The following is a 13,616-nucleotide window of genomic DNA, read 5'->3' on the forward strand; positions in this document are numbered from 1 at the left end:
AAATACAAGAATTAATGAAAGGGGTAGTTACAATGCGTGTTAAAGATACGTTAAACCTTGGTCGCACTAAATTTCCAATGCGTGGAAAGTTACCTGTAACTGAGGCACAACGAGAACAGCTATGGGAAGAAAATAAAGTTTATGAACTACGACAAAAATTAAATGAAGGAAAGCCTACTTTTGTTTTACATGATGGGCCTCCATATGCTAACGGTAATATTCACATTGGTCACGCTATGAATAAGATTTCTAAAGATTTTATTGTGCGCTATAAGTCAATGTCTGGCTACCGGGCACCTTATGTTCCTGGTTGGGATACTCACGGCTTGCCAATTGAACACCAATTAACTAAATCTGGTTATGACCGTAAGAAGATGAGCTTAACTGAATTCCGTGATCTTTGCCGAGAATATGCTCTTAAGCAAGTTGACAAGCAACGGACTGACTTTAAGCGTTTAGGTGTAAGTGGTGAATGGGATCATCCATATCTTACCCTTGATAAAGAATTTGAAGCTGCTCAAATTCGGGTATTCGGTGAATTTGCTAAGAAGGGTCTATTATATCAAGCTAAGAAGCCAGTTTACTGGTCATGGTCTTCAGAATCAGCCTTGGCAGAAGCCGAAGTTGAATATCATGATGTTGTTGCTAAAACTGCCTTCTTTGCAGAACAAATTAAAGATGGCAAAGGCCGTTTAGATAATGATACATATTTAGTTGTTTGGACGACTACACCATGGACCATTCCAGCTTCAGAAGCGGTTGCTGTTAATGCAAAGTTTGATTATTCAGTTGTAAAGCCTGCTAATGATGACCGGAAGTTTGTTGTTGCAACAGATCTTCTTGAAAAATTAGCGGAAAAACTTGGTTGGGAAGATTACGAAGTTGTTGACCATCTAATGGGACAAGAACTTGAAGGAATGACTACTCAACACCCATACCTTGATCGTGATCTTCTTGTTGGCTTAGCAGATTACGTTACTGCTGATGCTGGTACTGGCCTTGTTCACACTGCTCCTGGATATGGGGATGATGATTACAACTTTGGTAAAAAGTATGACTTGCCAATTTTTGCCCCAATCAATGATCAAGGTGTTTTAACCAAGGAAAACGGTGAAGGCTTTGAAGGGGTATTCTACCAAGATGCTGATGACGTTTCCCTTCAAAAGTTAGAAGAAAACAATGCTTTACTTCTTCAAGAACCATTACAACACAGCTACCCATTTGATTGGCGGACAAAGCAACCAATCATCTTCCGGGCAACTGATCAATGGTTTGTATCAATTGAAAAGATGCGCCAAAATATTTTAGATGCCTTAGAAGACGTTAAGTACCACCCAGAATGGGGAAAGGTTCGTCTTCGCAATATGATCAAAGACCGTGGTGATTGGGTAATTTCTCGTCAACGTGTTTGGGGTGTGCCTTTACCAATCTTCTATGCTGAAGATGGCACACCAATCATGGAAGAAGAAACAATCAATCATGTAGCAGATTTATTTGCTAAGTATGGCTCTAATGTTTGGTTTGAACGTGAGGCAAAAGACCTCTTGCCGGAAGGTTACACTAATGAACACTCTCCTAATGGTCAATTTACTAAAGAAACTGACATTATGGACGTATGGTTTGATTCTGGTTCATCACACCAAGGGGTATTAGCTGAACGTGATTATTTAACATACCCAGCGGACCTTTACCTTGAAGGATCTGACCAATATCGTGGTTGGTTTAACTCGAGTTTGATTACCAGTGTTGTATGTTCAGGACATGCGCCATATAAGGAAATCGTTTCTCAAGGGTTCACACTTGATAAGCGCGGTAACAAGATGAGTAAATCTCAAGGTAACGTTATCGATCCAAATAAAGTTGTTCAACAAATGGGTGCAGAAATTATCCGTTTATGGGTAATGAGTGCTGATACTTCGGCTGATGTTCGGGTATCGATGGGGACATTCCAACAGATTTCTGAAGCATATCGTAAGTTGAGAAATACGTTCCGCTTCTTACTTGCTAATACTAGTGACTTCGATCCTGAAGAAAATACCGTTTCTTATGAGAAGTTACAATCAGTAGACAAGTACATGTTGGTTAAACTTAACCACTTCTTGAAGACAATGCGGGAAGATTTTGATAACTACGATTTCCTTGATGCTTATAAGGTATTGATCAACTTTGTAAACAATGATCTTTCAGCTTTCTACATGAACATTGCCAAAGATGTGCTCTACATTGAGGCTGAAAATTCAGAAGTTCGGCGGTCAATGCAAACAGTTTTCTATGATATTCTTTTGACACTTGTTAAACTTCTTACGCCAATCCTTCCTCACACTACAGAAGAAGTATGGAGTTACATGAATGAACCGGAAGATTTTGTTCAATTAACTGAAATTCCAGATCCACGGACATTTGATGGTGAAGAAGAGCTATTGAGTAAGTGGGATGACTTTATGGAAGTGCGTTCACATGTTCTAAAGAGTCTTGAAGAAGCACGGAATGCTAAGCTAATCGGTAAATCTCTTGAAGCGCAAGTTGATCTTTACTTAACCGATGACCAAAAGCAATTACTTGATAGCCTTGATGAAAACATTCAATTATTGCTAGGAGTTTCTGCTCTTCATGTACATCCAGCTGATGAAGCGCCTGCTGATGCTGACCAATACAACGATGGGGTAGCAGTTAAGGTTACAACTGCTAATGGTGAAACTTGTGCTCGTTGTCGTATGGTTAAGGAAGATGTTGGCAGTGATCCAGCATATCCTGAATTATGTGCTCGCTGTGCTGCTATTGTTCGGGAAAACTTCCCTGAAACAGTAGAAGATGGTTTAGAAGAATAATAATCTCTAAAAAAACTGGTTTTCGCTATCCAGTAAATGACAATTATTTTTAAGCGGTGTAAAATACCAAGTGACACTTGTTGCTTGGTATTTTATTATGGAGTTGGTAAAAAATGCTCAAAGGAAAAGTAAAAAGTTTTGACGAACAAAAAGGATGGGGCTTTATTACAGTTCCTCACGAAGGAGAAATTTTTGTTCACTATAGTGGAATTGAAGGAACGCGTCGTCGCATCCTTCACCCTGATGAAGAGGTCTCATTAGTAATTGTTCAAGGACAAAAGGGACCGCAAGCAGCACATGTTCGTGTTTTAAGATAAGGACGGGTTCTAATGGAATTTGAAGAGCGACCAATAAGTAGTAAAACAGTTTTTCACGGCCATTTAATCGATGTTGAAGTACAGCAAGTTATCACCCCACATGGTAATAAAACACAACGAGAAATCGTCCACCACGCACCAGCAATTGCGATTTTGGCTTTGACGGCTGATAATAAAATGATTCTTGAAAAACAGTGGCGCGCACCAATTGCAAAAACAACCCTTGAAATTCCTGCGGGGAAGCTCGATCAACGGGATGCTGATAATGCTCTTCATGCGGCTAAACGTGAATTAAATGAAGAAACAAGGTATGAAGCAACAAGTTTAAAAAAGATTTCTTCATTTTATACTTCTGTTGGTTGTATGGATGAATACATGACTCTTTATTTGGCTACGGGATTAAAACGGGTTAGCAACGAGCTGCCGCAAGATCAAGATGAACAATTGATGTTAAAAGAAGTAACTTTACCACAAGCGCTTGAAATGATTGATCAAGGCGAAATTGAAGATGCTAAGACAATCATGGCAATCTATTACTGGCAAGGAATGAACAACCGTGGATAATAAACAACAAGATGAGCAACAATCACGTATGTCACGTAGTCAATATCGTCAACAGCAACGTCAGACTGAACAGCAACCTATTAATGAAGCAACAGAAAATACAACTGATCAACCTTATAGTCGCGAAGCAGTTGCTAGTCAACGTCATGACGAAACAGTGGCAGAAAAAACGGCGCGCTTGAAACGCCGCTTAAATATTGCAATCATTGCTTTGATTGTGGCAATTATTATTGTTTACTTAATACTATTTTATGTTGGGTAGAAAAAGGAGAAAAATATGCGATTTGGAATTATTTGTGCAATGCCTGAAGAAATTAAAGAATTAACTGCAAAGTTATCCGATAAACAAGAAAAGAAAATCGGGGGTAAATCCTACCTTTTCGGTAAAATCAATAATCAAGACGTTGTATTAGTAGAATCTGGAATTGGTAAAGTGGAAGCTGGGATTACTACTGAACATTTAATTACCGATTGTGGGGCAAATGTTGTGATTAATTCTGGATCAGCTGGTGGAATTGGTGAAGGGTTACATGTTGGTGATATTGTCATTTCAACTGAAACGGCCTACCATGATGTTGATGCAACTGCATTTAATTACCGTTATGGCCAACTCCCAGGAAAAGAACCACGCTTTAAGGCTTCTGACCAATGGGGACAAGCTTTAGAAAAAGCCGGCGAGAAGACTGGCTTAAATGTAAAACGAGGATTGATTGTTTCTGGTGATCAATTTATTGCAAGTTCAGAAGCAATTAAAGAGATTTTGAATAATTTCCCTGATGCACTTTCTAGTGAAATGGAAGGGGCAGCGGTTGGACAAGTTGCCACTGACCACCAAATTCCATATGTGGTAGTACGAGCAATGTCGGATACAGGTGATGAAGACGCCGGCGTTAGTTTTGACGACTTTATTATTGATGCCGGAAAACGCTCTGCAAATATGCTTCTTCAGCTCTTTGCAGATTTAGATAAGTAAAATGGAAGGATGAAAAACTCGTGAGTGAGATTTATTTGGATAATGCAGCAACAACCCCGATGACTCCGGAAGTGATTGCGGAAATGACTAAACAAATGCAAGAATCATGGGGTAATGCATCGACTGGTTACTCTTATGGGCGTCATGCTAAACTTGTAATGGAAAATAGTCGTCACATTCTTGCCCAAAGCATTAATGCTGATGATAATGAAATTATCTTTACCAGTGGAGGAACTGAAAGTGATAATACTGCTATTATCCAAACCGCTTTTAAACGGCAAAATCTTGGTAAGCACATTATCACAACTGCCATTGAGCATGAGGCGGTCTTAAAACCTCTCCATTTTTTAGAAGAACATGGCTTTGAGGTAACCTATTTACCAGTTGATGAAAATGGTAATATCTCAATTGATGATTTTAAGGCAGCTCTTCGTAATGATACGATTTTAGTAACCATTATGATGGAAAACAATGAAGTGGGTAGTCAAATGCCTATCCATGAGATTGGTGAAATTTTGAAAGACCATCAAGCATGGTTCCATACAGACGCTGTTCAAGCATATGGATTGTTACCAATTGATGTTAAAGCTGACCATATTGATATGCTTTCAACATCGGCCCATAAGGTTAATGGCCCAAAGATGATAGGATTTTTATATCGTCGTGATGGTATTAGTTTTCCAAGCTTTATCAAGGGTGGGGATCAAGAAACTAAACGTCGTGCCGGAACTGAAAATGTACCTGGGATTGCTAGCTTTGCTAAAGCGGTTGAGTTAAACACACCCGAAGTGAAAGAAGAACGTCGTGATCGTTATTATGCCTTTAAGCAAAAAATTGTTAACGCGCTTAGGGAAAATAATGTTGATTTTGAAATTAATGGTCAAATCAACAAGACACACGTTCTTAACTTATGGTTTAAAGGAATTTCAACTTATGTTATCCAGACAGACTTGGACCTTGCAGGAATCGCAGTCTCTGGTGGGTCTGCATGTACAGCTGGTAGCATTGAGCCTTCTCACGTTTTAACAGCGATGTTTGGCGCTGACAGCCCCCGCATTAGTGAATCAATTCGAATTAGTTTCGGCGGGTTAAATACGGAAGAAGATATTGATCAGTTAATTGCTACGATTGTTAAAACCGTTGAAAACCTAAAGAAGATTAATGGGGACAATTAAAATGGAATTTACAAAAACAGTACAAATTTCTGGTGATAAAGATAAATATACAATCAGCCCAGAAATAAAAAAATACGCCTTGCTTGATTTAGGATTTGAACAGACGAACCGGGGAAACTTTGAATATTTAGGCAGTCTCGATACTGATAACCCATTTAAACCTGTTGCCCGGCTTCGGATTTTAATTAACAGTGATTTAGATGGTTTAAAAATGGAAACTCTTTCGGGAAATGGCTTACGAAAAATTAATATTTTTAATCACCAACGAGCAGCTGAATTTGTTCAACAATATCACTATATTTTAGATGAAATGGTCGCCCGGCAAATATTCACTAAATAAAAACTGTGCAGGGATTGAAATACTCTGGTACAATGGTTATCACTGGATGCATGCGACCTTCAATCGTAGATTATTCCAGAATCTATACGAAATGATGGTGATAATTAATGGCTGATAATAGTCATACACGTGTGGTAGTAGGAATGAGTGGGGGAGTTGATTCGTCTGTAACGGCTCTCCTCTTAAAACGCCAAGGATACGATGTCGTTGGTGTCTTCATGAAGAACTGGGATGACACTGATGAAAATGGTGTTTGTACTGCCACTGAAGACTACAAAGATGTAGCAAAAGTTGCTTCTAAGATTGGGATTCCATATTATTCCGTTAACTTTGAAAAGGAATACTGGGATCGGGTTTTCAAGTATTTCATTGCTGAGTACAAGAAAGGCCGTACACCAAATCCTGATGTTATTTGTAATAAAGAGATCAAGTTCAAGGCTTTTATCGAATATGCTAATCAATTAGGTGCTGATTACGTCGCCACTGGCCACTACGCTGATGTAAAGCGTGATGAGAATGGCCGGATGCACTTGATGCGCGCTAAAGACCAACATAAGGATCAAACTTACTTCTTAAGTCAACTGGATTACAAGCAGTTGGATAAGGTAATGTTTCCATTGGCTGGCTACACTAAGCCAGAAATCAGAAAGATTGCTGAAGAAGCTGGTCTGGCTACTGCTAAGAAGAAGGATTCAGTTGGAATTTGCTTTATCGGTGAAGATGGTCATTTCCGTGAATTCTTGAGTCAATATATTCCTGCCCAACCAGGGAATATGGAGACCCTTGATGGCAAAGTCGTTGGTCAGCATATGGGATTAATGTATTACACCATCGGTCAGCGTCGTGGTCTTGGCCTTGGCGGAAACAAGGAAAGCAACGAGCCATGGTTTGTAATTGGTAAGGATATGAAGAAGAACGTTCTTTATGTTGGTCAAGGCTATGAGAATAGTCACCTTTATGCTACTCATCTTGAGGCTAGTGACATTCACTGGGTTGATGATGTCGTAAGTCGTTATGGACGTGATTTTCATTGTACAGCTAAGTTCCGCTACCGTCAGACGGATGTTGGCGTTACTGTTCATTTGTCAGATGATGATCAAATGGTAACAGTTGAATTTGATGATCCTGCTCGGGCCATTACTCCGGGTCAAGCAGTTGTCTTTTACGATGGAGAGGAATGTCTGGGAAGTGCCATTATTGATCGTGCTTATAGTCATGATCGGCAACTTCAATACGTTTAATTCATATTTTTAAACCTTAAAGAAGGCAGGAGTAGTTTTGCTTTTGCCTTCTTAAATATACATAAAGTAATAACTCTGTGATAAACAATTGCCGCAAACTCTGGTAAGATAGTAAATAAAAGGAGTAACGACAGAGATGACAAAAGTTTATTTAATCCGGCACGGAAAAACGCAATGGAATTTAGAGTCCCGTTATCAAGGTGCCAATGGAGACTCACCGTTATTAAAGGACAGTTATCGTGAAATTGAATTATTAGCTGATTCATTGCAAAGGATTCCGTTTGAGCATGCTTATACTAGTCCTTTAAAGCGTGCGCGAATAACAACGCAGGCTTTATTGAATCATTTAAATCCAGAAATTCCATTAACAATTGATAGCCGGTTAAAAGAATTTAATTTAGGTAAAATGGAAGGAATGCATTTTGAAGATGTTGCGGCAAAATGGCCTGAAGTTTTAAAAAACTTTCGTCATCATCCTGATAAATATGATGAATCATTAGTAGAAGGAGAAAGTTTTCTAGAAGTAATAGCCCGTTTCCGTGCGGCAATTGAAGAGTATTGTCGCCAATATCCTAGTGGTAATATTCTTGTGATTTCACATGGAGCTGCCTTGAATGCTGCCATTAATGCATTGATTGGAACGCCTCTTGCTCACTTGAAAGATCGTGGTGGACTAAGCAATACATCAACGACAGTTCTTACTACTAATGATGGGCGCCATTTTGAACTTGAAAAGTGGAATGACACGTCTTATCTTCACAAGAGCAAGGTTGATCCGACTGATACAATTTAAGAGGTGATATTAATGACAGAGAAAAAAGATTTTCGTGATCCTAAGAAAAAGGAGACTGAAAAATTAGTTCATAAACTAGTTGAAGCAATTGATGAACATCCAGATAAAGTCAATAATTATTATGATTTAGGGTCTTTGCTAACCCGGTTAAATGATTATCAACAAGCAGAAGAACTCTTCATGAAAGCTTTGGGTATTTTTGAGGCAAAAGACGACAAGGATGCTATGAATCTCTTAAACTATGGTCTTGGTAATCTTTACTATGAGATTGGCAAAGTTAATGAAGCAATTAAACTTTACAATAAGATTGATGATCCAAAGCTCAAAGCTGATTCTTATCTTATGTTAGCTCAAAGCTATATGAAAAAGGGACAATACAAGCAAGCAGTTGCTTATGGATTGACTGCCCTTGAATTACGCCCAGACGATCCTGAAATTAATCAGGTAATTGGTGATTCATTATTAGCATTGGGTGAATTTAAACAAGCTAAAGCTTACTATGATGCAATTCTAAAGTATCATCCAGGACGTGCTGATACACAATTTAATCGCGGAATTGTGGCAATGGTTCTTGGTGAGCCTTACAAAGACTACCTTGCCCAAGCTAAGCAGTTAAATCCTAATTACTACCATAAGAGTGAGCAACGACTTAATGATATTGAAAAAACGCTTCAGGCAACGCAAAAGAAAGATTAGCAACATGAAAGGATGACTTCTATGGCTGAAGAAATCGACCTATTTAAGACGCCAACGGAGCCGTCTTTTTTTATTGGTCAAGTTCAATCTGAGATTTTTACTAGTCCAGATTCGTTTTTTAAGGTTTTAATTGTCTCGGTTGAAGAGGCAAATTTTGATTGGCACGCGCCGGAAATCACGGTAACTGGAAGTTTTGGTGATATTAGTGATGATCAAACTTACCGCTTTGAGGGAAAAATTGTTGAGCATCCACGATATGGACAACAATTTCAAGCTTCTTCTTACCATGTCAACCGTCCCACAAGCAAGGATGGGTTAATTGATTTCTTGTCTGGAAAACAATTTACCGGAATTGGAAAAAAGACGGCTGAAAAAATTGTCGATAAGTTAGGAACGGATGCTATTAATAAAATTATTGCTGACCCTCATGTTTTAGATGAATTAAAGCTCCGCAAAGCAATTAAGGATTCATTAGTTGATAATTTACGGGCAAACCAGGGGATGGACCAGATTATAATTGGCCTAAATGATCTCGGCTTTGGCGCTAACCTTAGTAGTGCAATTTTTGATAAGTACGGGGAAGAGACTCTGCATATTATTAATGAAAATCCTTATCAACTTGCCGCTGAAATAGATGGAATTAGCTTTAATCGCGCTGATCAGGTGGCACAGAAATTAGGAATTGCCACGGATGATTCACGCCGAATTGATGCAGCAATTATCCAAACGCTTGATGATTTGACAATGGAGACTGGTGATACGTTTACCACGACAAAACCGCTTCTGCAGCAAACGATCCAATTGCTTGCTCAGGGAAGTGGTGGTCGCGTCTCTACAGATTTAATTGCTAATCAAATTGTTGAATTAGAGAAAAATCAAGAAATTCGTTACGCTAATGAAAAAATTTATCCAACCGCTCTTTATAACGCAGAATGGCAAATTGCTGATCACTTACATCGCCTTCTTACCGTCGACCCGGAAAAGTTGCCAGCAACGACTATTGAAAAAACAGTTACAAAAGTTGCTAAGCAATCGGGGCTAACCTATGACCAAGTTCAAAAAGAGGCTATTAAAACAGCCTTAAATAGTAAAGTTATGCTTCTTACGGGAGGCCCAGGAACGGGAAAAACAACAATTATTAAAGGAATTGTAGCTAGTTATGCGAAAATTCACGATCTCTCATTAGATGTAAGTGAGTATAAAGAAAAGTCCTTCCCCGTTTTACTAGCTGCTCCTACAGGTCGAGCTGCTAAACGAATGAGTGAAGCTACTGATTTGCCAGCAAGTACAATTCACCGCTTGCTTGGGCTCAATGGTCGGGAAATGCCAACCGATATGAATGCCCGCGATCTAGAAGGTTCTTTATTGATTATTGATGAAATGTCGATGGTTGATACTCTCTTGTTTAAGACTCTTATTCAAGCTATTCCTACTTCTATGCATGTAGTTTTGGTAGGTGATAAGGACCAATTACCGTCTGTCGGTCCGGGACAAGTTTTCCACGATCTTCTTGACTTTGCAGAACTGCCGAAAGTTGAATTAACCAATATTCACCGCCAAGCTGCTGATTCAACAATTATTCCATTGGCTCATGCTATTAAAGAGGGTAAGTTACCACCAGATCTAACGAATAAAATGCCAGATCGATCCTTTATTTCATGTCATGCTAACCAAGTGCCAAGTGTTGTTCAACAAATTATTGACCTTTCGAAAAAACGAGATTATTCCGCAAATGATATTCAAATTTTGGCACCAATGTATCGTGGGCAGGCAGGAATCGATCGTTTAAATGAACTTGCACAACAGGCCTATAATCCACCAACTAATGGAAAGCAAGAAGTTGATTTTCGGGGACTAACTTTTCGCGTCGGAGATAAAGTCCTTCAACTCGTTAATGTTCCAGAAAAAAATATTTTCAATGGTGATATTGGAAATATTACGGCAATTGAAAGTGGTAGAACAGTCGGCAAGAAAAATGAATCAATTACCGTTGACTTTGATGGAAATGAGGTAACTTATAATCGGATGGAATGGAATCAATTACGGTTAGCTTACTGTATCTCAATCCATAAGGCCCAGGGGAGTCAGTTCAAAATGGTTCTTCTCCCCGTTGTTCGACAATTTAGTCGGATGCTGCAACGCAATCTCCTATATACGGCAATTACCCGAGCAGCAGAAAAATTAGTTTTGATTGGAGAATCATATGCTGTTGCCACCAGTGTAGAAAATGAGGCAGTTAATCGGAATACTTCTCTTGTTGAACGATTAAAGATGGTTTGGGAAAAACATAATGATTTGCAGCGTTCTCTTAAAACTGATACTTTAGAGAAGGATTTAACTAAAAATACTGGTTCCGTTAGCTCGCAAATTACCGTAAATGAACAGGCAGATAGCCGATCAGTTGATCCCCAATCTCAAGACTATCTTCTAACGGCGGAATTGATTAATTCGAATAAAATTGATCCATTAATCGGAATGGAAAACATTAGCTTACAAAGTTTGCATCAAGCCAAATAATACTTGCTTGAACAGTAATTTGTTGTCATAATAGTTATGATTATTGTCGAACTTTAAAGGAGTATAAAAATGACCCAGATAAAAAATGCCGATAATGTGCGTTTATTTTCATTAAATTCAAATCCTAAACTCGCTGAACAAATTGCGCAACGTGTAGGAATTCCGTTAAGTAAGGCGTCAATTAGCCATTTTGCGGATGGCGAAATTAAAATTACAATTGACGAAAGTATTCGTGGCTGTGAGGTTTATGTCATCCAGTCAGTTTCTGATCCAGTTAACACTAACTTGATGGAACTATTAATCATGGTTGATGCTCTACGGCGGGCAAGTGCTGCCAAAATCAATGTTGTAATGCCATACTATGGTTATGCCCGACAAGATCGTAAAGCACGTAGCCGTGAACCAATTACAGCTAAGTTAATTGCAAACCTTCTTGAAATGGATCAGATTAGTCGTTTGGTAACAATTGACCTTCATGCTCCGCAAGTTCAAGGATTCTTTGATATTCCAGTTGATCATCTCCAAGCAACCAGTCTTTTTACCAAATATATTGAAGAACAAAACTTGGGGGATGATATTGTAGTAGTTGCCCCTGATCATGCCGGTGTTAATTTAGCACGGAAATATGCTGAACGAATTAAAGCGTCTATTGCGATTATTGACAACCGTAACGATGAAGTTCGGGAACGAACTGAACAAGAAGTACCTGAGTATGTAATTGGAGACGTAAAGGGAAAGACTGCGATTATTGTTGACGATATTGTTGATACTGGTGTCCGGATGAACTTATCTGCGCAAGCCTTGAAGAATTTCGGGGCAGCTAAGGTTTATGGTATTGCTACGCACGCAGTATTATCAGCCGATGCGGTAAATACGTTGCAAAATTCTCCTCTTGAAAAGATGATTGTAACAGATACAATTCAACTGCCAAAAGAGAAGGAATTCCCTAAGCTGGTTCAATTATCAGTGGACGATTTATTAAAAGAAGCAATTGTTCGGATTCATAACAACCAGTCAATTGATACATTGTTTAATCGTAAATAAATTTGTTTGGATATCTATCAACTGGTATGAGTGACTAAAAATACATTATTGTTTGTCATCTCAAATGATTAAAAAAGCCGAGGCTAAGAAAAAATCTTAACCTCGGCTTTTTGTGATTAAACTAAATTGATAATGATGGTAATGAGTCAACGAATGTCTGATAAGCTTGACTTTCATTACTTTCGACAATGTTTTTACGAAGGTCAGCTAGATTGACTGCGTGCAAAGCTGATTCATCTACGGTAAGAGTATGAGTAAACGTAGCATTACCAATTAATTCGATCCAATAGTTGTAGTTATCACGGTGAAGAATTGTCTTAACCATTCCACCAGGATTATAAACACTAATTGGTTCATTAAAGGATGCTGTGTCTGGATGAGTAAGGGCTAGAGCGAGACTAGTGGCAGACATACCTGTCCCGCAAGCATTCGTAAAGCCAACACCACGTTCAAAAGTTTTTACAAAGAGTTTGTTATGACCGAGAATATGGCCAAAGTTAACATTTACCCCATCACTGAAGTAAGGATTATCACTATTTAACCGTGTCCCTAATTCTTCAAGTGCTGGGCCATTTAGTTCTTCCATACTAACAAAACTAATTAAGTGGGGATTTGGAACAGCAAGGGCGGAAAAACGGAGACTAGGATATAATTCAGGGACAAGGGTGTCTAACAAGCGCTCATGGCCAAGGTTATCAAATGGCAAAGCGGTGCGGTCAAACTTTACTGGTGAAATTTCAACGGCAAAAGCGGGAACTCCGGGTGCAAGGTCTTCATGTTGACGAACACGAAGACTAGCATTCATTGTATCAACTTTAAAATCGGTTAAATTATCACGCTCTGCTACATAACGAGCAACCGTCCTTAAACCATTACCGCACATTGAAGCTTCACTGCCATCTGCGTTAATTACCCGCATTTGCGCTGTTGATCCTGGTCTAGTGGGATGATTAACAACTAACACACCGTCAGCACCGCCAAGAACACCATTTTGTGCATCAGTTATTTTTTTGGTAAATGACACTAATTCTTCATCGGTAAGGGGATTGATTAGTTGCGTTTGGTCAAGGATAAAAAAGGCATTTTGTGATCCGTGTACTTTTAATAATTGCACCATAAATAGTTCCT

13 protein-coding genes are annotated in these 13,616 nt (G+C 38.9%); 12 read left to right on the forward strand and 1 reads right to left on the reverse strand.

Annotation, left to right across the window (positions count from 1 at the left end; all coding sequences use genetic code 11):
* Positions 1-32: 32 nt before the first annotated feature.
* The 12 genes from ileS to H5S10_RS05595 all read left to right on the forward strand — a co-directional run bounded on the left by ileS (position 33) and on the right by H5S10_RS05595 (position 12,488).
* A complete protein-coding gene (gene ileS, locus H5S10_RS05540; RefSeq protein WP_182589012.1) occupies positions 33-2,828 on the forward strand; it encodes an isoleucine--tRNA ligase in 2,796 nt (931 codons plus the stop codon).
* Between the two features lie 113 nt (positions 2,829-2,941).
* Complete coding sequence (locus H5S10_RS05545; RefSeq protein WP_003666775.1) at positions 2,942-3,145, forward strand: cold-shock protein; 204 nt, start codon at positions 2,942-2,944, stop codon at positions 3,143-3,145.
* Between the two features lie 12 nt (positions 3,146-3,157).
* Positions 3,158-3,709 (forward strand): NUDIX hydrolase, encoded by a 552-nt coding sequence (locus H5S10_RS05550; RefSeq protein WP_003666776.1) that lies wholly within the window; start codon positions 3,158-3,160, stop codon positions 3,707-3,709.
* Positions 3,702-3,971 carry a hypothetical protein gene (locus tag H5S10_RS05555; protein ID WP_003668311.1) on the forward strand — a complete coding sequence of 90 codons (270 nt, stop codon included), beginning with the start codon at positions 3,702-3,704 and terminating at the stop codon, positions 3,969-3,971. Before H5S10_RS05550 ends, H5S10_RS05555 begins: the two co-directional genes overlap by 8 nt.
* Before the next feature lie 15 nt (positions 3,972-3,986).
* Complete coding sequence (locus H5S10_RS05560) at positions 3,987-4,682, forward strand: 5'-methylthioadenosine/adenosylhomocysteine nucleosidase (protein ID WP_003666778.1); 696 nt, start codon at positions 3,987-3,989, stop codon at positions 4,680-4,682.
* Positions 4,683-4,702: 20 nt separating this feature from the next.
* The gene (locus H5S10_RS05565; RefSeq protein WP_182589013.1) at positions 4,703-5,857 is read left to right on the forward strand and encodes a cysteine desulfurase family protein; all 1,155 of its coding nucleotides are present in this window, start codon (positions 4,703-4,705) and stop codon (positions 5,855-5,857) included.
* Between the two features lies 1 nt (position 5,858).
* Positions 5,859-6,197 (forward strand): DUF1831 domain-containing protein, encoded by a 339-nt coding sequence (locus H5S10_RS05570; RefSeq protein ID WP_182578196.1) that lies wholly within the window; start codon positions 5,859-5,861, stop codon positions 6,195-6,197.
* A gap of 107 nt (positions 6,198-6,304) precedes the next feature.
* Positions 6,305-7,438 (forward strand): tRNA 2-thiouridine(34) synthase MnmA, encoded by a 1,134-nt coding sequence (gene mnmA, locus H5S10_RS05575; protein ID WP_182589014.1) that lies wholly within the window; start codon positions 6,305-6,307, stop codon positions 7,436-7,438.
* Between the two features lie 136 nt (positions 7,439-7,574).
* A complete protein-coding gene (locus H5S10_RS05580) occupies positions 7,575-8,231 on the forward strand; it encodes a histidine phosphatase family protein (RefSeq protein WP_182589015.1) in 657 nt (218 codons plus the stop codon).
* A 12-nt stretch (positions 8,232-8,243) separates the two neighbouring features.
* Positions 8,244-8,927, forward strand: coding sequence for a tetratricopeptide repeat protein (locus H5S10_RS05585; protein WP_182589016.1), 684 nt, complete (start codon positions 8,244-8,246; stop codon positions 8,925-8,927).
* A gap of 21 nt (positions 8,928-8,948) precedes the next feature.
* Positions 8,949-11,444, forward strand: coding sequence for an SF1B family DNA helicase RecD2 (gene recD2, locus H5S10_RS05590; protein WP_182589017.1), 2,496 nt, complete (start codon positions 8,949-8,951; stop codon positions 11,442-11,444).
* Positions 11,445-11,513: 69 nt separating this feature from the next.
* Positions 11,514-12,488, forward strand: a complete 975-nt coding sequence (locus H5S10_RS05595) for a ribose-phosphate diphosphokinase (protein WP_019254307.1) — start codon at positions 11,514-11,516, stop codon at positions 12,486-12,488.
* Between the two features lie 121 nt (positions 12,489-12,609).
* On the opposite strand, the gene dapF is transcribed toward H5S10_RS05595, so the two are convergent.
* Positions 12,610-13,605, reverse strand: coding sequence for a diaminopimelate epimerase (gene dapF, locus H5S10_RS05600; protein WP_182589018.1), 996 nt, complete (start codon positions 13,603-13,605; stop codon positions 12,610-12,612).
* Positions 13,606-13,616 lie beyond the last annotated feature (11 nt).

The sequence above is a fragment of the Limosilactobacillus balticus genome (genome assembly GCF_014145615.1).
GTDB classification, from domain to species: Bacteria; Bacillota; Bacilli; order Lactobacillales; family Lactobacillaceae; genus Limosilactobacillus; species Limosilactobacillus balticus.

Coding starts and splice junctions, on each gene's coding strand:
- H5S10_RS05580 (WP_182589015.1), top strand. CDS start 7,575: ATGACAAAAGTTTATTTAATCCGGCACGGAAAAACGCAATGGAATTTA.
- dapF (WP_182589018.1), bottom strand. CDS start 13,605: ATGGTGCAATTATTAAAAGTACACGGATCACAAAATGCCTTTTTTATC.
- H5S10_RS05585 (WP_182589016.1), top strand. CDS start 8,244: ATGACAGAGAAAAAAGATTTTCGTGATCCTAAGAAAAAGGAGACTGAA.
- ileS (WP_182589012.1), top strand. CDS start 33: ATGCGTGTTAAAGATACGTTAAACCTTGGTCGCACTAAATTTCCAATG.
- H5S10_RS05545 (WP_003666775.1), top strand. CDS start 2,942: ATGCTCAAAGGAAAAGTAAAAAGTTTTGACGAACAAAAAGGATGGGGC.
- H5S10_RS05550 (WP_003666776.1), top strand. CDS start 3,158: ATGGAATTTGAAGAGCGACCAATAAGTAGTAAAACAGTTTTTCACGGC.
- H5S10_RS05595 (WP_019254307.1), top strand. CDS start 11,514: ATGACCCAGATAAAAAATGCCGATAATGTGCGTTTATTTTCATTAAAT.
- recD2 (WP_182589017.1), top strand. CDS start 8,949: ATGGCTGAAGAAATCGACCTATTTAAGACGCCAACGGAGCCGTCTTTT.
- mnmA (WP_182589014.1), top strand. CDS start 6,305: ATGGCTGATAATAGTCATACACGTGTGGTAGTAGGAATGAGTGGGGGA.
- H5S10_RS05560 (WP_003666778.1), top strand. CDS start 3,987: ATGCGATTTGGAATTATTTGTGCAATGCCTGAAGAAATTAAAGAATTA.
- H5S10_RS05570 (WP_182578196.1), top strand. CDS start 5,859: ATGGAATTTACAAAAACAGTACAAATTTCTGGTGATAAAGATAAATAT.